This is a genomic window from Saccharothrix hoggarensis, from assembly GCF_052936025.1.
The window spans coordinates 3,257,858-3,280,527 of record NZ_CP193624.1 but is presented as its reverse complement, the minus strand read 5'-3'; the positions used below and the strand labels follow the sequence as shown (position 1 = coordinate 3,280,527).

Below are 22,670 nucleotides of genomic sequence, written 5' to 3'. Positions count from 1 at the left end.
TGCCGGACGAACCGACACCGCGGCTACTCCCATCGCGGAGGACCTTCCACACCCCTTGACCCGCCCGTCCGGCCGTGACCCACTCCTGCGCGGCCGGACGGGCGGGTCGCCCCTCCACCACCTGCGAGTTCTCTCCCGCCACCTCGGAGGTAAAGACCAGTGCTCACCCAGGTCCCGCTGCTGATCGCCCAGGCGACCGGCGGCGACCACGACGCCGGAGTGCGCCACGTCGCGCAGGTCTCGGCGCGCCTGGCCTACGCGACCACGTGCGCCACCCTGTGCTGGGGCGTGCTGATCGCGACCGGCTGGGCCAACAGGATCTCCGGCAGGCAGGGGTTGCGCAACAGCCACATGGTGCTGGCGACGCTCGCCCTGGCGTTCGGCTCCTTGCACGCCTTGACGTTCACGCTGTTGCGGCTCGACGCTTTCTCGCACCTCCAGCTCCTGGTGCCGTTCGCGGGCGGCGGCCTGTTCCGGCACGCGCTCGGCATCGTGGGGCTGGAACTCATGCTCGCCGTCGCGATCACCGCGGGGCTGCGCAAGAAGGTCTACTACCGCAAGTGGTTGCGGCTGCACCAGCTCGCGTACGTCGCGGTCGCCGTCGCGGTGGCGCACTCGTGGCTCGGGGCGGTCGCGAACGGCAACCTGGCCGTGCTGTGGCTGGCCGGCCTCACCATCCTCGTCCCGACCGCGACCATCGCGGTCGCCCGCTTCCTGCCGCCGGACGTGCTGGTGAAGCTCGGCCTGCTGGAGCCGGAGCCGGGCTTCGAGCCGGAGCCGGACGGCGCGGGCGGCAGCGCGTTGGACGTCAGCGTCGACAACGAGCGCTGCCACCGCTACGGCATCTGCCAGGCCGAGGCGCCGGGGCTGTTCCAGCTGGTCGACGACGAGCGCCTGCGGTACGAGCGCAGGCCGCCGCCCGAGCAGTTCGCCCAGGCGCGGGCCGCCGCGCGCGCCTGTCCGATGCGCGCGATCGAGCTGCGGGAGCGTGTCCGGTGAAGAACGAGGAGCGGGTGGTCATCGCGGGCGGCGGGCTGGCCGGCCTGCGCGCCGGCGAGCGGCTGCGGGAACTGGGCTTCCGCGGCGAGATCGTCATCGTCGGCGCGGAACGGCACCTGCCGTACCACCGGCCGGCGCTGTCCAAGGAGGCCGTCAACGGCGAGCTGGTCGCGTCCGACCTGCGGCTGACCATCAGCCGCGAGCTGGACGCGGTGTGGCGGCTCGGCACGGCGGCGACGCACCTGGAGCCGGACCGGCACGTCGTCGGCCTGCCCGGCGGCGAGGAGCTGAGGTACGACGGGCTGATCATCGCGACCGGCGTGGAGCCGCGGCACCTCGTGGGCGCGCCGCGCCAGGACCCGCGCATCCACGTGCTGCGGACCGTGGACGACGCGATCGCGATCAAGCGGGCGATCAACTCGACGCAGGGGTTGGTCGTGGTCGTCGGCGGAGGCCTGATCGGGTGCGAGATGGCCGCGTCGGTGAAGACGATGGGCCGGGACGTGGCCGTCGTGAGCCGGTCGCCCACGTTGCTGGGCAACGCGGTGGGCCGCACCATCGCCGACACCGTCACCGAGGCGCACCGGGCGCGCGGTGTCCGGATGGCGATGGGCGTGAAGATCCGGCACTGGGTGCGCCAGGCGGGCGGGGTGGCGATCCACCTGTCGGACGGGCAGGTGTTCTTCGCCGCGGTCGTGGTGATCGCGGTGGGCGCCTCGCCGTCGGTCGCCTGGCTGCGCGGGTCGGGTCTGGTGCTGGAGGACGGCGTGCTGTGCGACCCCACGTGCCACGTGGTCGGCGGGTCCGACATCGTGGCCGCGGGTGACGTCGCGCGGTGGCCGAACCTCCGGTTCGGCGGGCAGCCGCGTCGGGTCGAGCACTGGCTCAACGCGGTGGAGATGGGGCGGGCGGCCGCGGAGAACCTGCTGGCGGGCAGAGAGGGAGCGCGGCCGTTCACCCCCGTCCCCCGGTTCTGGACCGAGCAGTACGGGATGCGCGTCCAGGGTTCCGGCGTGCCCGCGATGGGCAAGGACACGACCACGCTGGCCGGGTCGCGGAAGGACCACCGGACCATCACGGGGTTCATCGACGACGGCAGGCTGGTCGGGATGGTGGGGCTGGACGCGCCGACCGCGATGATCAAGCTGTCGACCGAGCTGTGGCGTCAGAACCGCGTGACCGCCTTCGGCCCCCGCCCCACACCCCAGCGCCACGCCGCCGAACACGAGGGGACCGAGCACCGTGGGGCCGAGCACAACGCTGCCGAGCACCACGGCGAGCCGGCCGCTTCCGCCGGGCGGCGCGCCAGAGCCGACCGCCTCGTCCCGGGCGGCGCGTGGGCTCCCGCCGACCAGGTCGGCCGGTCCGGAGCGCGGGCCGGCGACCAGCGCGTTCCGGCCGACACGTGGGCTCGCGCCGGGCAGGGCGTTCCGGCTGATCAGGACTTCACGGCTCGCTCGACGCCGGGCGAACCGGCCGAGGCCCCGGTGGCAGGGGCACGCGTGCCGCGACAGCAGCAGGAGTCCCAGCCCTTGCCGATCCCGCCCTCGCACGCGCCGGTCGTGCGGTCGCGGGCGCAGACCCGGGCGCTCGCCCGGTCCGGCCCGAGGGCAAGACCGAGGTGATCTGTTACGCCAACGCCGTGTTGTCGTAACCCGGGACACCAAGCATTCGGTCTCATGGCGAACCGGAGTCGAGTCACCGTCGTCGGGATACCCGCCCGCGACGAGGCGGGCACGGTCGGCGCGGTGGCCCAGGCCGCCGACGCCGGCCTGCACCTCGCGTGCCCCGGCGGGACGAACGTCGTCGTGCTGGCCGAGAACGGCAGCACCGACGACACCGTGCGGCGGTTCGCCGAGACGCCGCTGCGCTCCCGGAAGGTGGTGGTCAGCTCCGGCGGCGAGGGCACCGGCAAGGGCACGAACGTGTTCGCCATCGTCGATCGCGCCCTCGACCTGGACGCGGACCGGCTGCTGCTGCTCGACGCCGACGTGCGGTCGGGCGAACCGGGCTGGATACCGGCGCTGGCCGACGCGGTGGACTGCTCCCGGCCGACCGTCGCCGTGCCCGCGTACCGGCGGAACCGGTTCGAGGCGAACACGACGAACCACCTGGCCAGCCCGCTGCTGGCGGCGGTGTTCGGGGTGCACGTCCAGCAGCCGATCGGCGGCGAGTTCGCGTTCAACCGCGCCTTCCTGGAACGCGCCCGCTCGTGGCCGCGCCCCGACAGCGCGCACCTGTACGGCATCGACGTGTGGCTGACCGCGAACGCCCTGCGCGAGCGCCTGCGCGTGGTGGAGGTCCCGCTGGGGCGCAAGCTGCACAACTCGCCGTTCCCGAAGATCCTGCGGCTGCCGCAGCAGGTGCTGGACTCCTTGTTCCACGTCGTGCTGCGGACCGACGGCGTGCGGTCGCCCGGCTTCGCGCCCCCGAAGGCACGTGCGGCGGTGGACGGCGCGGCGGTGCGCCAGGACCCGGCCGTGGTGGCCAGGGTGTCGGAGTCGGTGTCGCGGTACCTCGACGCGCACGGCGACGACGTCCGCGGGCTGTTCCCGGCCGCGGCTTCGACGCCGTCCGCGCCGTGGGGCCTGCGGGTGACGACGGACGCGTGGCCGGACATCCTGGCCGACGCCGTGGCGGCGGTGGCCGGGGGCCGGTTCGAGGCGGCACGGGACCACCTCGTGGCGTTGTACGTGAACCGGGTGCTGACGTTCTGGGAGGAGATCGACGGGCTTCGGGACGGCGAGGTCGACGAGTTGCTGGACCGGCAGGCGGCGCTGACCGTGCGGGCGGTGCGGGACCGGCGGATCACGCTGGGCGGCGCGCTGACCGGCCCGGACGCGTTCGACGTGCGGCACTGGGCGCGGTTCAACGACGCCTCGCCCGCGGGCCGCGTCACCGTGTGACGCCATTCGTTAACAAACTGTTCGCGGTGTGTGAAATATTCGGACACTTGCGACAGATTGACGCAAGTTTTCGTCTCCGACAGGCTCCTGACCATCCCCAACCCGGTCTGGAGGTCCCTGTGCTCCGACTAGTCTCCTACCTCGCTTCGCTCGCACTCGTCGCCGTGGTGCTCGTGACGGGCGGCGGAACGGCGCAAGCCGACGGCTGCTACACCTGGAACCGAACCCTCTCCCAGGGCGCGTCCGGAGAGGACGTCCGGCAGCTCCAGGTGCGGCTGTCCGGCTACCCCGGCTACGGCGCCGTGCTGGGCCTCGACGGCCAGTTCGGCCCCGCGACGCGGTCGGCGCTCATCCGCTTCCAGCAGGCCTACGGCCTGGCGGCGGACGGCGTGGCCGGCAGCGGCACGTACTCCAAGCTCTACGCGCTCCAGGACGACGACTGCACGCCGATCAACTTCTCGTACGCGGAGCTGAACAACTGCAACTCCGACTGGTCGGGAGGCCGGGTGTCGGCGGCCACGGCGAAGTTCAACGCCCTGGTCTCGATGTGGAAGTTGCAGGCCATGCGGCACGCGCTCGGTGACCAGGCCATCCGGGTCACCAGCGGGTTCCGCAGCATCGCGTGCAACAACGCGGTCGGCGGCGCGTCCGACTCGCGGCACCTGTACGGCGACGGCGTCGACCTCGGCGCCGGCGTGCACTCGCTGTGCCGGATGGCGCAGCAGGCCCGCAACCACGGGTTCAACGGCATCCTCGGCCCGGGCTACCCCGGCCACGGCGACCACACCCACGTCGACCACCGGAGCAGCCGCTTCTGGTCAGCTTCCGCCTGCGGCATCTGACCGACCGCGCCACCTCCTCCGCGAAGCCAGACCTGATCACGACCGCCGGCCCGCACCCCCCTGAACCCCGGGTGCGGGCCGGCGGCGTGCCGGGCCACCGCGAGGGCCGGCCCGGCGTGCGCTCCACCCGCACGGACCGCTCGCCGCCACTACCATGACGACGTGCTCTTCTTCGGCATCGTCCTGGTCGTCCTGGGTCTCGGCACCCTGGTGTTGCGCGACGACGCCGTGATCGGGCTGCCGCCCGCGGTCGTCGGCTCCGCCCTGATCGCGCTGGGGGTGGCCGCCGCGGTGCTGTGGGTGGTGCGCCGCCGACGCCGGTGGGAGCGGACAGGCGAGCCCCGCCCCGTCGGCAACGTGGTGGACCGCGCCAAGGCGCTGCCCCGGCTGCTGCGCGAGCGCAAGGCGTACGGGCTGCCCACCAGCACGATGGCCACCTGGGGCTTCGCGCTCGTCTACCTCGTCTCGCCGATCGACGTGCTGCCGGAACTGCTGCCGATCATCGGTGTGACGGACGACGCGGGCGTCGCGGTGTGGCTGCTCACCAGCGTGTCCACGGTCGCCGGCCAGTACCTGCGGTGGGAGCGGGAGCGCTCGGCGCAGGGCACGGCCCGCCGGCCCGAGGCCTGATCACGCCCCGCCGGCCAACGCCTGGTCGCCGCCGTCCGGGTGCGGCAGCTCGCGGACGCCCGTCAGCAGCGTGGTGACGGCGGCCATGATCCGCGCCGTCGCCTCGTCCAGCACGGGCTTGGTCGGCTCCAGCCCGTACAGGTCGGACAGGTCCACCTCCGCGCCCGCCACGACGCTCACCTTCCGCCACGGCCGCGGCAGGAACTTCCCCGGCGGCAGCAGCTCGCGCGTGCCCCACTGGGCCACCGGCACGACCGGGGTGCGGGTGGTCAGCGCCAGCCGCGCCACGCCGTTCTTGCCGCGCATCGGCCAGCCGTCGGGGTCGCTGGTGAACGTGCCCTCGGGGTAGACGATCACGCACTCGCCCGCCTCCAGCGAGGCGCGCGCGCTGTCCAACGCCTGACCGGCCCGCGCGGTGCCGCGGTCGACGGGGATGTGCCGGCCCGACGCCATCACCCACCCGATGACCGGCGCCTTCCACAGGCTCGCCTTCGCCAGGTACCGCGGCACCCGGCCGGAGGCGAGCGCGAACGCCGTCAACGTCACCGGGTCGGCGAACGACAGGTGGTTGGACGCCAGCAGCACGGCCCCCTGACCTGGGATGTTCGTGCGACCGGCCATCCGCATCCGCACGAACAGCACCACCAGCGGCCACAGCAGGTCGATGGCCACGGAGTACCAGAAACCGCGGCCCCGGCGGGGCAGGCGGGGCGTCAGCGCCACCATCTGGGAGAACGTCACCCCCGGATCTTCGGTCATGCCCGCCGGCCCGGTTCCCGCGACCCACCGCACCACCGTCACCCCGGTCTGATCGCGTTCGACTAATCTCCTCCCCCGTGGCAGGGCTTCCCGCACCGCGGACCGCGGCGGACCGGATCAACGTGCTCCTCGTCGAAGACGACGAGGGCGACGCCGTGCTGGTCGAAGCCCTCCTGGAGGAGGTGGAGGCGGACGTCGCCCTGCACCGGGCGCGGACCCTCCGGGAAGCCGAACGGCTGCTGCAGGCGGCGGACTGCGTGCTGCTGGACCTCGGCCTGCCGGACACCACCGGGCTGGACGGCCTGACCAGGCTGCTCGCCCACCCCGCGCCCGTCGCGATCATCGTCCTCACCGGCCTCAACGACGAGCACCAGGGCACCCGCGCGGTCGCCGCCGGCGCGGAGGACTACCTGGTCAAGGGCCAGGTGGACGGTGTCGGGCTGGCCCGGAGCATCCGGTACGCGGTCGGCCGCAAGCACGCCGAGGAGACCCAGCGCCAGCTGCGCGACGAGCAACTGCTGGCGTCGGAGAAGACCCGGCTCGAACGCGGCCTGCTGCCGTCGCCGATCATGCACGGCGAGGACATCGGCTGGGAGGTCCGCTACCGCCCCGGCGGGAGCCGGATGCTGCTCGGCGGCGACTTCTACGACGTGGTCCGCACCCCGGACGGCACGCTGCAGCTGCTGATCGGCGACGTGTGCGGGCACGGCCCGGACGAGGCGGCGATCGGCGTGTTCCTGCGCATCGCGTGGCGGGCGCTGGTGCTGGCGGGCCAGGAGCCGTCCCGGGTGCTGCGCACGCTGCACGAGATCCTCCAGCACGAGCGGCACCAGCCGGGCCTGTTCACCACGGCGTGCATGGTCACGATCTCGCCGGACCGCCGCTGGGCGCGGGTGTACCTTGCCGGGCACCCCGAGCCGATGCTCCTGGTCGGCGACCGGGTGGTGGAGCTGCCCCGGGACCGGGCGGGCCTGCCGCTGGGCGTGCTGCCGGAGAGCACGTGGAGCGGCCTCGACGTGCCGCTGCCGCAGGGCTGGTCGATGCTGCTGTACACGGACGGGCTGGTCGAGGGGCGGGTCCAGGGCGACCCCGAGCGGTTGGGCTCGGAGCGGTTGATCGACCTGATCGGCGAGATCACCGCGAGCCGCCCGGACTGGGCGCGCAAGCCCGCGACGCTGCTGGACAGCGTGATCAGCAAGGTGAAGGAACTCAACGGCGGGGAGCTGGACGACGACATGGCCGTGCTGCTGATCTCGGACCGCGACTGATGCGCTATCGCACCGGCTGGCCGGCGAGCAGGCTGCTGGCCGCCGCCGTCTCGATCCTGATCCTGCTGTGCGCGGGGGCGATCGGCGGGCTCGCGTGGGCCTTGACGAACCTCACGTCCGCGCGGGTGCAGCTGCTGGACCAGATCTCGCCTGCCCAGGTCAAGGTGCTGGAACTCGACACCGCGTTGCGCAGCCAGGAGAGCGGCGTGCGCGGGTACGTGCTCACCGCCAACCCGAACTTCCTCACCCCCTACACCGACGGGCAGCAGGCCGAGCACGACGCCGTCGACCGGGTCCGGACGGTGCTGGAGCCGGTGCGGCCGGACCTGGTGCGCGACCTGCGTGAGGTGGAGCGGCTGGCGGCCGAGTGGCGCGAGGGCTACGCCGACCCGCTGGTGGCGCGGGTGCGGGCGTCCGGCGTGCCGCAGACCGCGCTGGCCGACGCCGAGCGCGGCAAGGAGCTGTTCGACCGGGTCCGCGACGCGACCGACGTGCTGGGCGACAAGCTGAACGCCGAGGCGACCGACTCGCGGCGGCAGCTCGACGACGCGGCGAGCGAGGTGCTGTGGCTGCTCGTCGGCCTCGGCGTGCTGCTGGTGTTCAGCATCGCCGCGGTGGCCGTGGTGCTGTACCGGATCGTGATCGCGCCGCTGAGCGGGTTGGCCGAGGACGTGCGGCAGGTGTCGTCGGGCGACTACGCGCACCCGGTCGAGGCGGGCGGCCCGCGGGAGACCGTGATGCTCGGCGACGACGTCGAGGCCATGCGGGTGCGCATCCTCTCCGACCTGGAGGAGCTGCGGCGGTCCAACTCGGAGCTGGAGCAGTTCGCGTACGTCGCCTCGCACGACCTCCAGGAGCCGCTGCGGAAGGTGGCGAGCTTCTGCCAGCTGCTCGAACGGCGGTACTCCGGCGAGCTGGACGAGCGCGGCGAGCAGTACCTCAAGTTCGCGGTGGACGGCGCCAAGCGGATGCAGGTGCTGATCAACGACCTGCTGGCGTTCTCGCGGGTCGGCCGGATGACCCGCGAGCAGACGTTGGTGGACTGCGACGAGCTGGTCGCGGACGTGCTGGACAACTACTCCGAGGTCATCGAGCGCACCAACGCGATGGTCGAGGTGGCGGACCTGCCGACGGTGCGCGGCGAGGCGTCGCTGCTGGGTGGCGTGTTCGGCAACCTCATCAGCAACGCGCTGAAGTTCCACGGCGAGGATCCGCCCGTCGTGCGCGTCGAGGTGGAGCGGACCGGGGATTTCTGGACCTTCTCGGTGAGTGACAACGGCATCGGCATCGACACCGAGTACGCTGAGCGCATCTTCGTGATCTTCCAGCGCCTGCACCACAAGGACGACTACCCCGGGACCGGCATCGGGCTGGCCATGTGCCGGAAGATCATCGAGTACCACGGTGGCACGATCTGGTTGGACACCAGCCAGGACACCGGCACCACCTTCAAGTTCACGTTGCCGGCAGTAGAGGACGACGAGCAATGAGCAGCAACCCGTTGACCGTGATCGACGTCCTGCTGGTGGAAGACGACCCCGGCGACGCGCTCATGACGCAGGAGGCGTTCGAGCACCACAAGATCCGCAACCAGCTCCACGTGGTGCGCGACGGCGTCGAGGCGCTGGAGTTCCTGCGCCGCGAGGGCCAGTACGAGGACGCGCCCCGGCCGGGCCTGATCCTGCTGGACCTGAACCTGCCGAAGATGGACGGCCGCGAGGTGCTGGCCGAGATCAAGGCGGACGAGACGCTGCGCCCGATCCCCGTGGTGGTGCTGACCACGTCGGAGGCGGAGGAGGACATCCTGCGCAGCTACAACCTGCACGCCAACGCGTACGTCACCAAGCCGGTCGACTTCGACCGGTTCATCGAGGTCGTGCGGCAGATCGACGACTTCTTCGTCACCGTGGTCAAGCTGCCCCGCTAGCCCTCACCGGTCCCCGGCCGGCGCTCCCCGGCGGGGACCGAGTAGACGGTCACGCCGCCGGCGTCGCCCGTCGTGAGCAGGCCGCGGTGCACCAGGACGTCGAGGTGCGCGGCGGTCTCGGCGGTGGCCAGCACCTGGTTGAACAGGTCGAGCTCGGCGAACGCCCGGTTGCGCCGCGTCCAGCCGAGGGCGCGGGCGGTCTCGAACGCGGTGCCGGCGCCGGCCCGGACGGCGTCCAGCGTGGCCGCCAGCCGGTCCTCGTGGTGGGCCAGCAGTTCGTCCACCCTGGCGTGGCTGGACTCGGTGACGGGCCCGTGCGCGGGCAGCAGGCGCAGGTCCGGGAAGTCGCGGACGAGGCGCAGCGAGTCGAGGTAGTCGCCGAGCGGCAGCGCGGGCCGGGCCGGTTCGAAGCCGATCGACGGGGTGATGTGCGGCAGCACGTGGTCGCCCGCGAACAGCAGCGACGAGTCGACGTCCACGAACACCACGTGGCCGCGGGTGTGGCCGGGCGTGGGCAGGACGCGCAGCGTGCGCTTCTCCAGCACCAGGTCGGACCCGTCCAGCCACTCGTCGGGCTCCTCGTAGTCGCGCAGCTCGTCCTCGCCGACGGCCGCGACGACCGTCCGCCACCGCTCGGCCAGGTGCGGCGCGCCCCAGGCGGCGAGGTTGCGGACCTGGCCGTCGCGGGTGCGGGCGATGACCTTGGCCAGCGACGGCTGCTCCCCCGCGCCGAGCGCGACCTTGGTGCCGAACCGGCGGCGCAGGGCCACGGCCAGCGTGTAGTGGTCGCGGTGGATGTGGGTGACCAGGAACCGGCGCACGTCCTCGAACCCGTGCCCCAGGGCGCCGAGCGCCGCTTCCAGCGCCGCCTCGCCGTCCGCGAGCGCCCAGCCCGAGTCGATCAGGACCAGGCCGTCGCCGTCGTCGAGCGCGTAGGCGTTGACGGTGTGCAGGCCGTCGTTGGGCAGGGGCAGCGGGATCCGGTTGACACCGGGCGCGACCTCGAAGACTCCGGGTTCGGTCCACTCCATCCCCGGATACTACTTGCCGGTAACCTCGGCCAGCTCGGGGTGCTTCTCCAGGTAGGCGCGCACGAACGGGCACTGCGGCACGACCGCCAGCCCGCGCGCCTTGACGTCCTCCAGCGCGTGCCTGACGAGCTTGCTGCCCAGGCCCTTGCCCTCGATCGCGACCTCGGTGTGGGTGAACGTCACCACGTCGCCGGCCAGCACGTACTCGGCGAAGCCGCCCAGCTCGCCGTCGAGGCGCACTTCGAAGCGGGACTCGTCCGGGTTGTCGGACACGGACACGTCGGTCACGGCGGCTCCTGTCGGGACGTGGGCCGAACTCCGGCCCGAGGCGTGCGCGTGCCACGGTAGTCGCGCGGTGCAAGATTGTCCGATGGACGTGTACCTGCTGATCCTGGGCGACCACCTGCCCGACCCGCGCACCGGTCACTCGGTGAGCGAGGCGGAGCGGCTGCGGGCCGTCGTGGAGCAGGCGGTCGTGGCCGAGGAGTCGGGCTTCACCGGGGTGGCGATCGGCGAGCACCACTTCACCCGCTACATCGTGTCCGCGCCGGAACTGCTGCTGGCCACGATCGCGGCGAGGACGTCGACCCTGCGGCTGTCCACCGGCGTGACGCTGCTGGCGCACCACGACCCGGTGCGGGTGGCGGAGGAGCTGGCGACGCTCGACGTACTGTCCCGCGGGCGGGCGGAGCTGATCGTGGCGCGCGGGGTGTCGCAGCGCACGGACGCGGCGTTCGGCGTGCAGGACGACCTGCGGGCCCGGTTCGACGAGAACCTGCGCCTCCTGCTGCGCCTGCTGGAAGAGCCGCACGTGACGTGGGAAGGCCGCTACCGCAGCCCGCTCGTGGACGTGACCACGACGCCCCGGCCCGTGCAGCGGCCCCGTCCGCTGGTGTGGATCGGCAGCGGCTCGGCGGTGTCGGCCGACCTGGCCGTCGAGCTCGACCTGCCGCTGATGCTGCCCAGCACCCTGCGCGACCCGGGCACGCACCGGGAGGTGGTGGAGCGCTACCGCACCGCCATGGGCGGCGGTGGACGGGTCGCGCTGCCCAGCCACGTGTTCGTCGCGCCCACGGCCGCCGAGGCGCGGGTCACGTGGCGGCCCCACCTCGCCGCGTACGCCGAGTTCGCCGACCCGTGGCGCGGCGACGGCGACGTGGACGTCGACGCGTTGATGGAGGGCGCGGCCGTGTGCGGCGACCCGGCGGAGGTGACCGAGCGGCTCAACGGGCTGACCGAGCTGCTGGGCCTGGACGCGCAGCTGGTCATGGTGGACATCGGCGGCCTGCCGCACGAGGCGGTGCTCGACACGATCCGGCTGTTCGGCCGGGAGGTCCTGCCCAAGCTGAGGCCGTGACCGGGCAGCGTGGCCGGGCAGCGTGACCGGGCGGCGCCGTGATCCGGCACGGGTTCCGGCCCGACCGGGCCGCTGAGGTGGGCGAACCCGGTCTCCGAATGCCCACGTCCCGTCCTGGGTAGCCCACGCCGAGGAGGAGGTACGTCATGGTCCAACCGCAACCGCCCTCGCCCCGCCCCGTGCCCGTCCCCGACCCGGTGCCCGAGCCGCCGGGTCCCGAGCCGCCGATGCCGCCCACCCCGGGACCGCCGACGACCGGCTGACCCTGCACGCCGACGTCCGCCGGGACCGGTCCGGTGGCGACACCCGGGGTGGGCTGTCACCCTGGGTGACGGTGTCCACAGGTGGAGGTCGTCGATGCGCATCCCGTTGCGCCGGTTCACCGCCAAGCCCTGGCCCGAGCAGGAGCCGACGTGGCGGGAGGCGCAGCCGGCGCTGATCGAGGCGGCGGTCAAGCGGGCCTCGGCGCGCCCGTCCGGCAACTGGTTCGTGGTCGCGGCCGGCCGCGAGGTCACGTCGTCCCGCCCGTTCGGACGGGTGATCGGCGGCCGCGAGGTGGTGGTGTGGCGCGGGCCCGACGGCGCGGTGTCGGCCGGTGACGGCGCGTGCCCGCACATGGGCGCGCCGCTGTGCGACGCCGCCGTGCACCGCGGCGAGCTGGTGTGCCGCTGGCACGGTCTGGCGCTCGGCTCGCGCCGGTTCGGCACGTGGAACCCGTACCCCGCGCACGACGACGGCGTGCTGGTGTGGGTGCGGCTGGACGACGTCGGCGGCGAGGAACCGCTGCCCGAGCCGGTCCTGCCCGCCCGCCCCGCCGGCGGCGTCGACGCGGTGGCGACCGCCGTCGGCCGCTGCGAACCCGAGGACGTCGTGGCGAACCGGCTGGACCCGTGGCACGGCGCGTGGTTCCACCCGTACTCGTTCGCCAACCTGGCCGTGCGCGGCACGCCCACGGAGGAGGACGACCGGTTCGTGGTCGAGGTGACGTTCAAGGTCGCCGGCCGGATCGGCGTCCCGGTGACCGCCGAGTTCAGGTGCCCCGAGGCGCGCACGGTCGTGATGCGCATCGTGGACGGCGAGGGCGAGGGCAGCGTGGTGGAGACCCACGCGACGCCGTTGACGACGTCACCGGCGCGCACCGCGGTCATCGAGGCGACCATCGCCCACTCCGACCGGCGCGGCTTCGCCCTGGCCCGCCCGGCCGCACCCGCGCTGCGACCGCTGATGAGGTGGGCCGCCGCACGCCTGTGGCGGGACGACCTGGCGTACGCCGAGCGCCGCTACGCGCTGCGCGCCACCGGCCGGTCGACGTAGGGGTTGCGGCCGAACCGGCGCGCCAGGGCCCGCAGCACGGGACCGCGCCCGGCGGTCGGCACGGTCCACAGGTCGACGCCCGCCACGCCCCAGCCGGCCAGCAGGTGGTTGGCGGCGGCGAACCCGGTGGTGGCGGCGCGTTCCATCAACGCGACCGGCAGGTCGACCCGCACCAGGTCGCCCGCCAGCACCAGGCCGTCCACCGGGGTCCGCACGGTGGGGCGTCGGGCGAACCCGCCCGGCGGGAACAGCGGGCAGTCCGCCCGCAGCTCGTGCCGCGAGTCCACGACCCGCGCGTCCCGGGTCTCCGGGTAGACGACGCGCAGCTGGTCGAGCAGCCGGGTCCGCGCGGCGTCCGGGTCCACGTCGGCCGGGAGCGCGTACCCGTGCAGCTCGACCACCGAGCCGCCGGTGCGGGCGGCCCACTCGCGGGCCTCGCGCTCGTAGCGGTCGAGCACGGAGACGTTGTCCAGCAGGTCGTAGCCGGTGGTGCCGAGGAAACCGGGCCGGTCGGGGCGGACCGGGCGGTCCAGCCAGTAGCGGGACACCAGGAACGGCGGCGCGGTCTCCAGGCCCCCGATGTCCTCCCGCCACGCGGCCGTGCCCAACCCCGAGTCGGCGACGACCCGGCGCAGGCCGGCGACGTCCAGCGCGAGGACCACGGCGTCCGCCTCCAGCACCGCGTCCGGCAGGTGCACGGTGAACCGCTCGCCCCGGTCGACGCGCAGCACCGGCGCGCCGGTGCGGATGGTGGCGTTCCGGGCGGTCAGGTAGCGGGCCAGCGGCTCCCACAACGCCACGGGGAACGGGTCGGCGGCCACGTCGAACAGCAGGCCCTCGCTGGACCCGAGGAAGTAGATGTGGAACATGGTCGCGAGCTCGGCGGCGGACATCCGGCCGGGGTGGGCGAAGAAGCTGCGCGAGAACACCTCGAACGCCAGCGCGTGCGCGGCGCGCGGGAACCGGACCCGGTCGAGGTACCCGGCGGCGTCCAGCCAGTCCAGCTCCTCGTACGTGCGGGGCACGGACACGTCCAGCAGCGGCAGGGCGGCCCGCGTGTCCACGGACGCCAGGTCGCGCCACTCGAACGCGGGGCTGCGCGCCAGGAACGCGGCCGCGTTCCACGGCGCCGAGCGCGGCAGCCCGGCGAAGCCCTCGCGGTGACCGCCCGCGTGCCACAGCGGGTAGTCCGGCAGCCCGGTCAGCGCCGCGCCGTCCGGGTCGATCCGGGCGAGCAGCGACCGCAGGTTGTAGTACTGCCGGAAGAACGCGTGGAAGCCCCTGGTCATCGTGGCCCGGCTGCCGTCGGCCAGGGTGGTCCCCCAGCCACCGACGCGTCCGCCGAGGTGGTCCTCGCGCTCGCACAGCACGACCCGCGCGCCGCGCTCGGCCAGGACGGTGGCGGCGGCCAGCCCGGCGATCCCGCCGCCGACGACGACCACGTCCCGGTCGCAGGTGGGGCGGCCGACCGGCCCCGGCGTGCGCACGGCCTTCCGGTCGCGCCTCACGCGCACCCCACGAACGTGTGCACGATCCCCCGCTGCCACCCGGCGGCGGGCAGGACGCGGACGCGGCGGAACCCGTTGCGGCGCAACCGACCCCGCAACGCGCGGGCGCCGTCGAAGGCCAGCACGCTGCGCCACAGGTAGGTGTAGAGCTTCGGCGACCCGGTCACCACCACGCCACCCGGGATGATCACCGTCCAGCACACGGCCGTCCACAGCGCGGCGGCGAGCGGCGAGTCGCGCACCGAGTACTCGTGCGCCACGAACCGGCCGCCGGGTTCGAGCAGCCCGCGGACGGTGGCGAGCACCGGGTCGGGGTCGCCGAGGTTGCGGATCAGGTAGGCGGCGAAGATCCCGTCGAACGGCCCCTCGGCCACGAGGTCCTCCACCCTGGCGTGCACGAACGACACGTTCTCCGGCCACGCCTTGCGCCGGGCCTGGTCGAGCATCCCCCGTGACGCGTCCACGCCGACGATCTCCGCCCGCGGGGCCACCGCCAGCACCGCCGCCGTGGACGCGCCCGTGCCGCACCCCAGGTCGAGCAGCCGTCGTCCGGCGCCGTCGTCCGGGAGGGCGAGGGCGGTGGCCGACCGGCGGAGTTCCCGGTGGTAGCCGGGGTTCGCGCCGACCAGCAGGTCGTAGCCGGGCGCCGCCACGTCGAACGCGTCGGGCACCGCCTCCACCGCCAACCTCGCCATCAGACCGCCTTCCGGGTGCGGGCCCGTTCCCACAGCAGCAGGGTCAGGGTGATCAGGGAGAAGCCGAAGAGGAAGTCCTCGACCGGGATGTCCCACGGCACCCGCACCCCGCTGATCGCCGCGGGCGCGTAGTGGACGACGGGCGCGCTCAGCTTGGTCAGCCAGCCGTCGACCGGCACCTGGAACGCGAAGACGATCGCCAGCGTCAGCCAGTAGGCGGGGCGGCGGAACAGGCCGGTGCGCAGCAGGCCGAGTTCCAGCGCGACCGTGAGGACCACCGACACCACGGCCGCGATCAGGTATTCCGGACCCACCGCGCGTCCTCCGACCGGGCCGCCACCAGGGCGCGCACCGCCTCGTACGTCAGCAGCGCGCACAACGGGATCACCAGGAAGAACAACGCCTCCTCCACGGGCATGCCGCCGGGCAGCACGAGCCCCAGGGTGAACCGCTCGCTGAACGTCCAGTGCCCCCGCGCGATCGCCACGAGGTCCCATGCGCCGAAGACGACGAGCACCGGGAACACCGCGCGGACCACCGCGTCGAACCGCCGGTACACGCCGGCGCCCAGGTACTCCAGCGGTGCGGTGAGGACCAGGCAGCCGACGAGCACCGACAGGTACTCCCACCGATCGTCCATGGACAACCTCCCGCGACTCACCGTAGGGCGGGCGCCGGCCGTCCGCACGACAAGCGGCGGGGAGGCGTCAGGTGCGCAGGACGACCAGCCGTCGCGTGGCGCGGGTCAGGGCCACGTACCGCTCCGCCGGGGTCATCCGTTCGGGGTCGACCACCACGACCGTGTCGAACTCCAACCCCTTGGCGGCACGCGGTGTGAGCGGTCCGTGCGGGCCGATCACCGCGAACGTGCCGGTGGCCGGCCGGAACGACTCCGGGTCCGCGCCGGTGACCTCCAGCGGCGGCTCCCCCTGCCGCACGGACGTCGGCACGACGGCGGTCGGGTCGACCTCGGCCAGCGCCGCGGCGGCGTAGGCCATGATCCCGGCGGGCGTGCGGTAGTTGACCGTCAGCCGGCGGTACGCCCACCGGTCGCGCGCGAGCGGGCCGAGCACCGCCGCCCAGTCGCGCGCCCCCGCCTCCGCCTGCCGCTGCGCCAGGTCGCCGACGACGGTCATCGAGCGGTTCGGGCTGCGCCGCGCCAGCACCCGCCAGTCCATCGGCGAGAGCTCCTGCGCCTCGTCCACCACGACGTGCCCGTAGGTCCACTCCCGGTCGGCGGCGGCCCGCTCGGCGAGCACCCGGTGGTCGACGGCGGTGTGGCGGTCGGCCAGCCACTCCGCGTCCACCAGGTCGACGGCCCGCAGCTCCTCCTCGTACATGGCCTGGTCGGTGTCGATGACGTGCAGCACGCCCTGCGCGTACTCGACGGCGCGCCGGCGTTCCTCCTCCGCCCGCCGCTCCGCCTCGCCGGTCGTGCCCAGCAGCTCGGCGGCCTCGTCCAGCAGCGGCACGTCGGAGACCGTCCACGCGCGCGGGTCGTCGCGGTGCAGCTCCGGGTAGCCGAGCGCGAAGCACCGGCCCGCGTACAGGTCCGCCAGCAGCGTCCGCGGGGTCAGCACCGGCCACAGCTCGGCGACCGCCGCGCGCACGTCGGCGTTGCCGGACAGCTCGCGGCGCACGTCGGCGGCCAGCTCGGGCCAGTCCTCGCCGATCAGCTCCAACGCGGGCGCGACCAGCGCGTCGACCAGTGCCCGGTGGAACACCGGCTGGGCCTCGTTGTGGCGCAGCCCGGCCTGGCGCGCGCGGTCCCGCGCCGCGGCGGCGATCTCCGCGGTGAGCGGCACGGTGACGTCCTCCAGCTCGACCGGGATCGGGTCGACGGGCAGCTCCTGCCGGTCGGCGACGGCCTCGCGGACCAGGTCGACGGCGGCCAGGCCTCCCTTGAGGGATTGGAGTTCCGGCGTGTCCTCGCGGTCGGTGCGGACGCCGGGGAACAGCTCGCCCGGCGTGGCGAACACGACGTCGGTCTCGCCGAGCGACGGCAGCACCTCGCCGATGTACCGCAGGAAACCGGGGTTCGGGCCGACCACCAGGACGCCGTGGCGGGACAGCCGCTCGCGCTGCGCGTACAGCAGGTACGCGACGCGGTGCAGGGCCACGGCCGTCTTGCCCGTGCCCGGTCCGCCCTCGATCACCAGCACGCCCCGGTGCGGCAGGCGGATCACCTCGTCCTGCTCGGCCTGGATCGTGGAGACGATGTCCCGCATCGTCTTGGACCGCGGTGCCTCCAATGCCGCCAGGAGCGCTTTCGAGGTGAGCTGGAGTTCGTCGTCGTGGAAGCTCTCCAGGCGCCGGCCCCGGGTGTGGAAATGGCGCCGGAGCGTCACCCCCTCCGGGTTCGCGGCGGTCGCCGTGTAGAACGGCCGGGCCGCCGGCGCGCGCCAGTCCGTCAACAACGGCTCGTAGTCGTGCTCGGTGTCGAACAAACCGACCCGGCCGACGTAGACCCGCCCGTCCGCCGTGTCGATGCGGCCGAAGCACAAGCCCCCGTCCGCCACCTTCAGGCGGCTGACCTGCTCGGACAGTGTCCGCACGGCCACTTCCCGGTGCCAGCGCGGTTCGTGGCCGTCGCGCAGGGCGGCGTCCAGCGCGGCCTGGGCGGCGGCCCGTTCGCGGTCGAGCCGGTCGTGCAGGAACGCGATCCGAGCACGTTCGACGGACAATTCCCCGGTTGTCACGCTTGCCCCCTGTGATACACTGAACCTGTCTTATCTCCGCCATTCATCGGCGATGTCAACCTTCATGTGTACCACATTTCTCCGCGCTTTTGTCGGTAACAACTCCGCGCCGCCACTCGGCGTGCGATGATCCCCCGCGTGGAATCGGACAGGTTGGTGGTCGCGGTCGCGCAGCACGCGCCCGTCCCCGGTGACGTCGCCGAGAACGCGCGCCGCGCGGCCCAGCTGGTCGCCGCGGCGGCGGACGACGGCGCGCGGTTGTTGCTGTTCCCCCAGTTGTCGCTGACCGGCTACGACCTCGCCCGGCTCGACGAGCGGGCGTCCTGGGTCACCGCCGAGGACCCCCGGCTGGACGTCGTCCGCGAGGCGAGCCGGGCGCGCGGCGTCACCACCGTGGTCGGCGCGCCGTGGCTCGCGCCGGACGGCGGGCGGCTGCTGGCATCGGTGGCGCTGTCGCCGGACGGCGCGGTCGACGTGGTCGGCAAGCGCTACCTGCACCGGGCCGAGCGCGACCTGTTCGAGCCGGGCGCGTCCGCGCCGCCGCTGGCGGTCGACGGCTGGCGGGTCGCGCTCGCGGTCTGCTACGACGCCGCCGTGCCCGAGCACGCCCGCGAGGCGGCCGAGCGCGGCGCCGACGTCTACGCCGTGTCCGCGTTGTACACCGAGGGGCAGGAGCGGCGGCTCGACGTCCACCCGGCCGCCCGCGCGATGGACCACCGGATGTACGCGTTGGTCGCGAACCTGGCGGGCGCGGGCCCCGGCTGGCGTTCGTGCGGCGGCAGCGGGGTGTGGCACCCGGACGGCCGGCGGATCGCCGAGGCCGGGACGGGCCCGCGGGTCGTCGTGGCCGCTCTGGAACGGGCCGAGGTCGACCGGCTGCGGGCGGACGACGCCCGGAACGGCTACCTCGGCCGGACCGGCTGACCGCGACCCGCACCGACTGGACCCGGCACCGACTGGACCCGCACCACACGGAGGGCTTGCGCGATGGGCGTGCTGGACGGCAAGGCCGTGATCGTGACCGGCGCGGGCCGCGGGCTGGGCGAGGCGTACGCGCGCCACGCGGCGGCCGAGGGCGCGCGCGTCGTCGTGAACGACGTCGAGGGCGCGCCGGAGGTGGCCGCCGCGATCGAGGCCGCCGGCGGCCGGGCGGTGGCGCACACCGGTTCGGTGGCGGACCCGGCGGTCGCGGCGGCGCTCGTGGACCTGTGCGGGTCGTTGTTCGGGCAGGTGGACGGCTTGGTGAACAACGCGGGCATCACGCACTTCGCCGACCCCTGGGACGACGAGCCGGACGTGCTGCGCTCGGTGGTCGAGGTGAACGTGCTGGGCACGCTCTACTGCGGCACGGCGGCGGCGAAGGTCATGCGCGGCGGCTCGATCGTGAACGTCGTGTCCGGCGCGATGCTGGGCCGGGCCGACGCCGCCGCCTACTCGGCGTCCAAGGGCGCGGTCGCGTCGGTGACGCTGTCGTGGGCCGGCGCGCTCGCGGCGCGGGGCGTGCGGGTCAACGGCGTGGCGCCGCTGGCGTGGACGCCGATGATGGGCTCCGACCCGCGGGCCGAGCAGATCAGCTCGCGCGACCAGACGGCCGACAAGATGGCGCCGCTGGTGACCTACCTGCTCAGCGACCTCTCCCGCGACGTGACCGGCCAGCTGGTGCGGTTCCTGCCCGACAAGCTGCACCTCATCGCGCAGCACGCGGTGAAGCAGCCGGTGCTGACGAGCGAGTCGTGGCAGGTCGAGGACATCGCCGCCGCGTTCGCCACCGAGCTGGTCCCCGAGCCGCCCGGCCGGGTCAGGTGGCGGCTGTGACGCGCTGCCGGCGCAGCGGCACGATCAGCGGCGTCTCGGTCTCCGGGTCGGCGATCACGCGGCAGGGCAGGCCGAACACGTCCTCGACCAGCTCCGCCGTCACGATGTCCGCCGGGTGGCCCTGCGCCACCACGCCGACGCCGGGTTTCATCGCGATCAGGTGGGTGGCGTAGCGGCACGCCTGGTTCAGGTCGTGCAGCACGGCGACCAGCGTGTGGTTGCCGGTCTCGTGCAGGTTCGCGCACAGGTCCAGCACCTCGACCTGGTGCGCGATGTCCAGGAACGTCGTGGGCTCGTCCAGCAGCAGGATCGACGTGTCCTGCGCGAGCACCATGGCGAGCCACACCCGCTGCCGCTGCCCGCCGGACAGCTCGTCGACCAGCCGGTCGGCCAGGTCGTGCACGCCGGTCATCCGCATCGCCTCGTCGGTCGCCGCCTCGTCGTCGGCGGACCACTGCCGCAGCAACCGCTGGTGCGGGTACCGGCCGCGGGCCACGAGCTCGCCGACGGTGATGCCGCCGGGCGCGAGCGACGACTGCGGCAGCAGGCCGAGCCTGCGGGCGACCTCCTTCGAGCGGTACGACGAGATCGCCGCGCCGTCCAGGTACACCGAGCCCGCGCGTGGCTTCAGCATCCGCGCCAGCGCCTTGAGCACGGTCGACTTGCCGCACGCGTTGGGGCCCACGATGACGGTGAACGAGCCGTCCGGGATCTCCACGTCCAGCCCGGACACCACGACCCGCTCGTCGTAGGACAGGGTCAGCTCCGCACCGCGCAGCCGCGCCGTCCCCGGTCCCGCCTCGGGCACCGTCATGTCGCGCTCCCCTTCCTCCACTCACTGGCCAGCAGCCAGACCAGGTAGAGCCCGCCGATCGCGCCGGTCGCGATGCCGACCGGCAGTGGGGTCGCCGGGAACAGCCGTTGCACCGCGAAGTCGCTGACGACCAGCAGCAGCCCGCCCAGGAGCGCGGACGCCGCCAGGCCGGGGCCGGACGCCCCGGTGAGCCGGCGGGCCAGCTGCGGCGCGGCCAGCGCCACGAACGTGATCGGCCCGGCGGCGGCGGTCGCCACGGCGGCCAGGCCGACGCTCACCGCGAGCAGCGCCAGCCGGGTGCGCTCGGCGTTCACGCCCAGGCCGGTCGCCGTGCTGTCGCCCATCTCCAGCAGCGCGAGGCGGCGGCCCAGGACCAGCGCGCACGGCAGCAGCACCACGAGCGCCTGGGCGACGACCTCGGCCTGGTCCCAGCCCCGGTTGTTCAGGCCGCCGACCAGCCACGTCTGCGCGGCCAGCGCGCTCTCCAGCGACGCGCGGGTGAGCAGGTAGGAGTTGACCGCCAGCATCATCGCGCTCACGCCGATGCCGATGAGCACCAGCCGGAAGCCCTGCACGCCCTGCTTGAACGCGAGCAGGTAGACGGCGGCGGACGTGATCAGGCCCGTGGTGGTCGCGCCGATCGCGGTGGCGACCATGCTGCCCTGGGCCAGCACGATCACCGCGATCGCGCCGGTGGCCGCGCCCTGGGTGAAGCCGATGATGTCCGGGCTGGCCAGCGGGTTGCGGGACAGGCTCTGCAGGATCGCGCCGCTGAGCGCGAGCGCCGCGCCGACCAGCACCGCGGTGATCAGGCGCGGCAGGCGCAGGGTGAAGACGACGAAGTCGGCGTAGCCGTCGCCCTGGCCGAGGAACGTGGCCAGCACCTCGCCGACGGTCAGCGGGAAGTCGCCGGTGACCATGGTGGCGACCGCCGCGACGACCGTCAGCGCCGCGAGGGCCGTGCCGACGAGGAGCGCGCGGTCGCTGAACCGGAGGGACACGGCGCGGGTGCGGACGGTCCTCACAGCGTCGCCAGCTTCCGGCGGCGGCACAGCGCGATGAACACGGGCGCGCCGATGAACGCGGTGATGATGCCGACCTCCATCTCCTGCGGCGCGACGACGACGCGGCCGACGATGTCCGAGCCGAGCAGCAGGATCGGCGACAGCACCGCCGAGTACGCGAGCACCCAGCGCTGGTCCGTGCCGCCGATCATGCGGGCCACGTGCGGCACGGTGAGGCCGACGAACGCGATCGGCCCGGCGGCGGCCGTCGAGGCGCCCGCCATGAGCGTCACGGCGAGCACGCCGAACGCCCGCGTGCGGTTGACGTTGGCGCCGAGCGCCTTGCCGGTGTGGTCGCCGAGCGCCAGCACGTTCAGGCTCCGCGCGAGCAGGAACGAGATCAGGATGCCGGGCAGCACGAACGGCGCGACCTGGCCGACCAGTTCCAGGTCGCGGCCCGCGAGCGAGCCGACGTTCCAGAACCGGAACGCGTCGAAGGTGTGCGTGAACAGCAGCAGGATCGCGGAGACGTAGGCGTACAGGACGGCGGTCAGGGCCGCGCCGCTGAGCACCAGCCGGTCCGGCGTGGGCGTGCCCCGGCCGGCCGCGCCGAGCACGTAGACGACGGTGGCCGTGCCCGCCGCGCCCGCGAGCGCGAACCAGACGTACCCGGTGGGGCTGGTGATGCCGAAGAACGCGATGGCGGACACGATCGCCGCCGCCGCGCCCATGTTCACGCCGAGCAGGCCGGGATCGGCCAGCGGGTTGCGGGTCAGCGCCTGCATCACCGCGCCGGACAACCCGAGCGCCGCGCCCACCAGCAGGCCGAGGACCGCGCGGGGCACGCGGACGGCGCGCACGATCGCCGCGTCGCCCGTGCCGTCGTCGGCGAGCAGGAGGGAGAACGTGTCGGCGAACGGGATGCTCTTGGTGCCGATCCACAGGCTGAGCAGCACGACCAGGCCCAGCACCGCGATCGACACGAGCATCCCGATCCCCCGGACCGCTTCGCGCGACACCCACACCTCCCGAAGTTTAGGTAAGGCTAACCGACACTCGGTCGCCGCTGATCGTCCGGATGGCCTCGGCCCCGGACCGCGCG

The 22,670-nt window shown here is 73.8% G+C and carries 23 protein-coding genes; 12 read left to right on the top strand and 11 right to left on the bottom strand.

Going from position 1 to position 22,670, the window contains the following annotated elements; all coding sequences use genetic code 11:
- The first annotated feature begins 159 nt into the window (after window positions 1-159).
- From ACRAKH_RS15220 to ACRAKH_RS15200, 5 genes are all read left to right on the top strand, one after another.
- Window positions 160-999, top strand: coding sequence for a ferredoxin (locus tag ACRAKH_RS15220; RefSeq protein WP_380723794.1), 840 nt, complete (start codon window positions 160-162; stop codon window positions 997-999).
- Window positions 996-2,624, top strand: coding sequence for an NAD(P)/FAD-dependent oxidoreductase (locus tag ACRAKH_RS15215; protein ID WP_380723795.1), 1,629 nt, complete (start codon window positions 996-998; stop codon window positions 2,622-2,624). The genes ACRAKH_RS15220 and ACRAKH_RS15215 overlap by 4 nt, the downstream gene beginning before the upstream one ends.
- 54 nt (window positions 2,625-2,678) lie before the next feature.
- Window positions 2,679-3,905, top strand: coding sequence for a family 2 glycosyl transferase (locus ACRAKH_RS15210; RefSeq protein ID WP_380723796.1), 1,227 nt, complete (start codon window positions 2,679-2,681; stop codon window positions 3,903-3,905).
- 119 nt (window positions 3,906-4,024) lie between these two features.
- Window positions 4,025-4,747, top strand: a complete 723-nt coding sequence (locus ACRAKH_RS15205; RefSeq protein ID WP_380723797.1) for a D-Ala-D-Ala carboxypeptidase family metallohydrolase — start codon at window positions 4,025-4,027, stop codon at window positions 4,745-4,747.
- Window positions 4,748-4,909: 162 nt separating this feature from the next.
- Window positions 4,910-5,377, top strand: coding sequence for a YkvA family protein (locus tag ACRAKH_RS15200; RefSeq protein WP_380723798.1), 468 nt, complete (start codon window positions 4,910-4,912; stop codon window positions 5,375-5,377).
- Here the strand turns inward: ACRAKH_RS15200 and ACRAKH_RS15195 are convergent, their stop codons facing one another.
- Entirely contained in the window at window positions 5,378-6,136 is a 759-nt protein-coding gene (locus ACRAKH_RS15195) for a lysophospholipid acyltransferase family protein (protein ID WP_380723799.1), read from the bottom strand. It lies immediately after the preceding gene.
- Between the two features lie 77 nt (window positions 6,137-6,213).
- On the opposite strand from ACRAKH_RS15195, the gene ACRAKH_RS15190 reads away from it, so the two are divergent.
- Genes ACRAKH_RS15190 through ACRAKH_RS15180 form a run of 3 tightly spaced genes read left to right on the top strand, consistent with a single transcriptional unit; the run spans window position 6,214 to window position 9,331 of the window.
- The gene (locus ACRAKH_RS15190; protein ID WP_380723800.1) at window positions 6,214-7,404 is read left to right on the top strand and encodes a PP2C family protein-serine/threonine phosphatase; all 1,191 of its coding nucleotides are present in this window, start codon (window positions 6,214-6,216) and stop codon (window positions 7,402-7,404) included.
- Window positions 7,404-8,894 (top strand): sensor histidine kinase, encoded by a 1,491-nt coding sequence (locus ACRAKH_RS15185; protein WP_380723801.1) that lies wholly within the window; start codon window positions 7,404-7,406, stop codon window positions 8,892-8,894. The genes ACRAKH_RS15190 and ACRAKH_RS15185 overlap by 1 nt, the downstream gene beginning before the upstream one ends.
- Entirely contained in the window at window positions 8,891-9,331 is a 441-nt protein-coding gene (locus tag ACRAKH_RS15180; protein ID WP_380723802.1) for a response regulator, read from the top strand. Before ACRAKH_RS15185 ends, ACRAKH_RS15180 begins: the two co-directional genes overlap by 4 nt.
- On the opposite strand, the gene ACRAKH_RS15175 is transcribed toward ACRAKH_RS15180, so the two are convergent.
- Complete coding sequence (locus tag ACRAKH_RS15175) at window positions 9,328-10,362, bottom strand: MBL fold metallo-hydrolase (RefSeq protein ID WP_380723803.1); 1,035 nt, start codon at window positions 10,360-10,362, stop codon at window positions 9,328-9,330. The two genes, ACRAKH_RS15180 and ACRAKH_RS15175, sit on opposite strands and share 4 nt — an antisense overlap.
- 9 nt (window positions 10,363-10,371) lie before the next feature.
- Window positions 10,372-10,650: a GNAT family N-acetyltransferase gene (locus ACRAKH_RS15170; RefSeq protein ID WP_380723804.1), complete on the bottom strand. Its 279-nt coding sequence runs from the start codon at window positions 10,648-10,650 to the stop codon at window positions 10,372-10,374.
- 82 nt (window positions 10,651-10,732) lie between these two features.
- Here ACRAKH_RS15170 and ACRAKH_RS15165 point away from each other — a divergent pair, with 82 nt between their 5' ends.
- Both ACRAKH_RS15165 and ACRAKH_RS15160 read left to right on the top strand, forming a co-directional pair.
- Entirely contained in the window at window positions 10,733-11,719 is a 987-nt protein-coding gene (locus ACRAKH_RS15165; RefSeq protein ID WP_380723805.1) for an LLM class flavin-dependent oxidoreductase, read from the top strand.
- 357 nt (window positions 11,720-12,076) lie between these two features.
- A complete protein-coding gene (locus ACRAKH_RS15160) occupies window positions 12,077-13,033 on the top strand; it encodes a DUF5914 domain-containing protein (RefSeq protein ID WP_380723806.1) in 957 nt (318 codons plus the stop codon).
- Here the strand turns inward: ACRAKH_RS15160 and ACRAKH_RS15155 are convergent.
- From ACRAKH_RS15155 to ACRAKH_RS15135, 5 genes are all read right to left on the bottom strand, one after another.
- A complete protein-coding gene (locus ACRAKH_RS15155) occupies window positions 13,000-14,541 on the bottom strand; it encodes an FAD-dependent oxidoreductase (protein ID WP_380723807.1) in 1,542 nt (513 codons plus the stop codon). The genes ACRAKH_RS15160 and ACRAKH_RS15155 overlap by 34 nt on opposite strands.
- Window positions 14,538-15,236, bottom strand: coding sequence for a class I SAM-dependent methyltransferase (locus tag ACRAKH_RS15150; RefSeq protein WP_380723808.1), 699 nt, complete (start codon window positions 15,234-15,236; stop codon window positions 14,538-14,540). The genes ACRAKH_RS15155 and ACRAKH_RS15150 overlap by 4 nt, the downstream gene beginning before the upstream one ends.
- Window positions 15,236-15,550, bottom strand: a complete 315-nt coding sequence (locus ACRAKH_RS15145) for a lycopene cyclase domain-containing protein (RefSeq protein WP_380723809.1) — start codon at window positions 15,548-15,550, stop codon at window positions 15,236-15,238. Before ACRAKH_RS15145 ends, ACRAKH_RS15150 begins: the two co-directional genes overlap by 1 nt.
- The gene (locus ACRAKH_RS15140; protein WP_380723810.1) at window positions 15,532-15,876 is read right to left on the bottom strand and encodes a lycopene cyclase domain-containing protein; all 345 of its coding nucleotides are present in this window, start codon (window positions 15,874-15,876) and stop codon (window positions 15,532-15,534) included. The genes ACRAKH_RS15145 and ACRAKH_RS15140 overlap by 19 nt, the downstream gene beginning before the upstream one ends.
- A gap of 67 nt (window positions 15,877-15,943) precedes the next feature.
- Complete coding sequence (locus ACRAKH_RS15135; RefSeq protein ID WP_380723811.1) at window positions 15,944-17,935, bottom strand: UvrD-helicase domain-containing protein; 1,992 nt, start codon at window positions 17,933-17,935, stop codon at window positions 15,944-15,946.
- 138 nt (window positions 17,936-18,073) lie between these two features.
- Here ACRAKH_RS15135 and ACRAKH_RS15130 point away from each other — a divergent pair, with 138 nt between their 5' ends.
- Window positions 18,074-18,859, top strand: a complete 786-nt coding sequence (locus tag ACRAKH_RS15130; protein ID WP_447009891.1) for a carbon-nitrogen hydrolase family protein — start codon at window positions 18,074-18,076, stop codon at window positions 18,857-18,859.
- Window positions 18,860-18,922: 63 nt separating this feature from the next.
- The gene (locus tag ACRAKH_RS15125) at window positions 18,923-19,750 is read left to right on the top strand and encodes an SDR family NAD(P)-dependent oxidoreductase (protein WP_447009890.1); all 828 of its coding nucleotides are present in this window, start codon (window positions 18,923-18,925) and stop codon (window positions 19,748-19,750) included.
- On the opposite strand, the gene ACRAKH_RS15120 is transcribed toward ACRAKH_RS15125, so the two are convergent.
- The 3 genes from ACRAKH_RS15120 to ACRAKH_RS15110 are packed head-to-tail and all read right to left on the bottom strand — an operon-like array spanning window position 19,734 to window position 22,557.
- Window positions 19,734-20,564: an ABC transporter ATP-binding protein gene (locus ACRAKH_RS15120; RefSeq protein ID WP_380730679.1), complete on the bottom strand. Its 831-nt coding sequence runs from the start codon at window positions 20,562-20,564 to the stop codon at window positions 19,734-19,736. The two genes, ACRAKH_RS15125 and ACRAKH_RS15120, sit on opposite strands and share 17 nt — an antisense overlap.
- Window positions 20,561-21,589: a FecCD family ABC transporter permease gene (locus ACRAKH_RS15115; protein ID WP_447009889.1), complete on the bottom strand. Its 1,029-nt coding sequence runs from the start codon at window positions 21,587-21,589 to the stop codon at window positions 20,561-20,563. The genes ACRAKH_RS15120 and ACRAKH_RS15115 overlap by 4 nt, the downstream gene beginning before the upstream one ends.
- On the bottom strand, window positions 21,586-22,557 hold the full coding sequence (locus tag ACRAKH_RS15110; RefSeq protein WP_380730196.1) for a FecCD family ABC transporter permease: 972 nt from the start codon (window positions 22,555-22,557) through the stop codon (window positions 21,586-21,588). The genes ACRAKH_RS15115 and ACRAKH_RS15110 overlap by 4 nt, the downstream gene beginning before the upstream one ends.
- Between the last annotated feature and the right edge of the window lie 113 nt (window positions 22,558-22,670).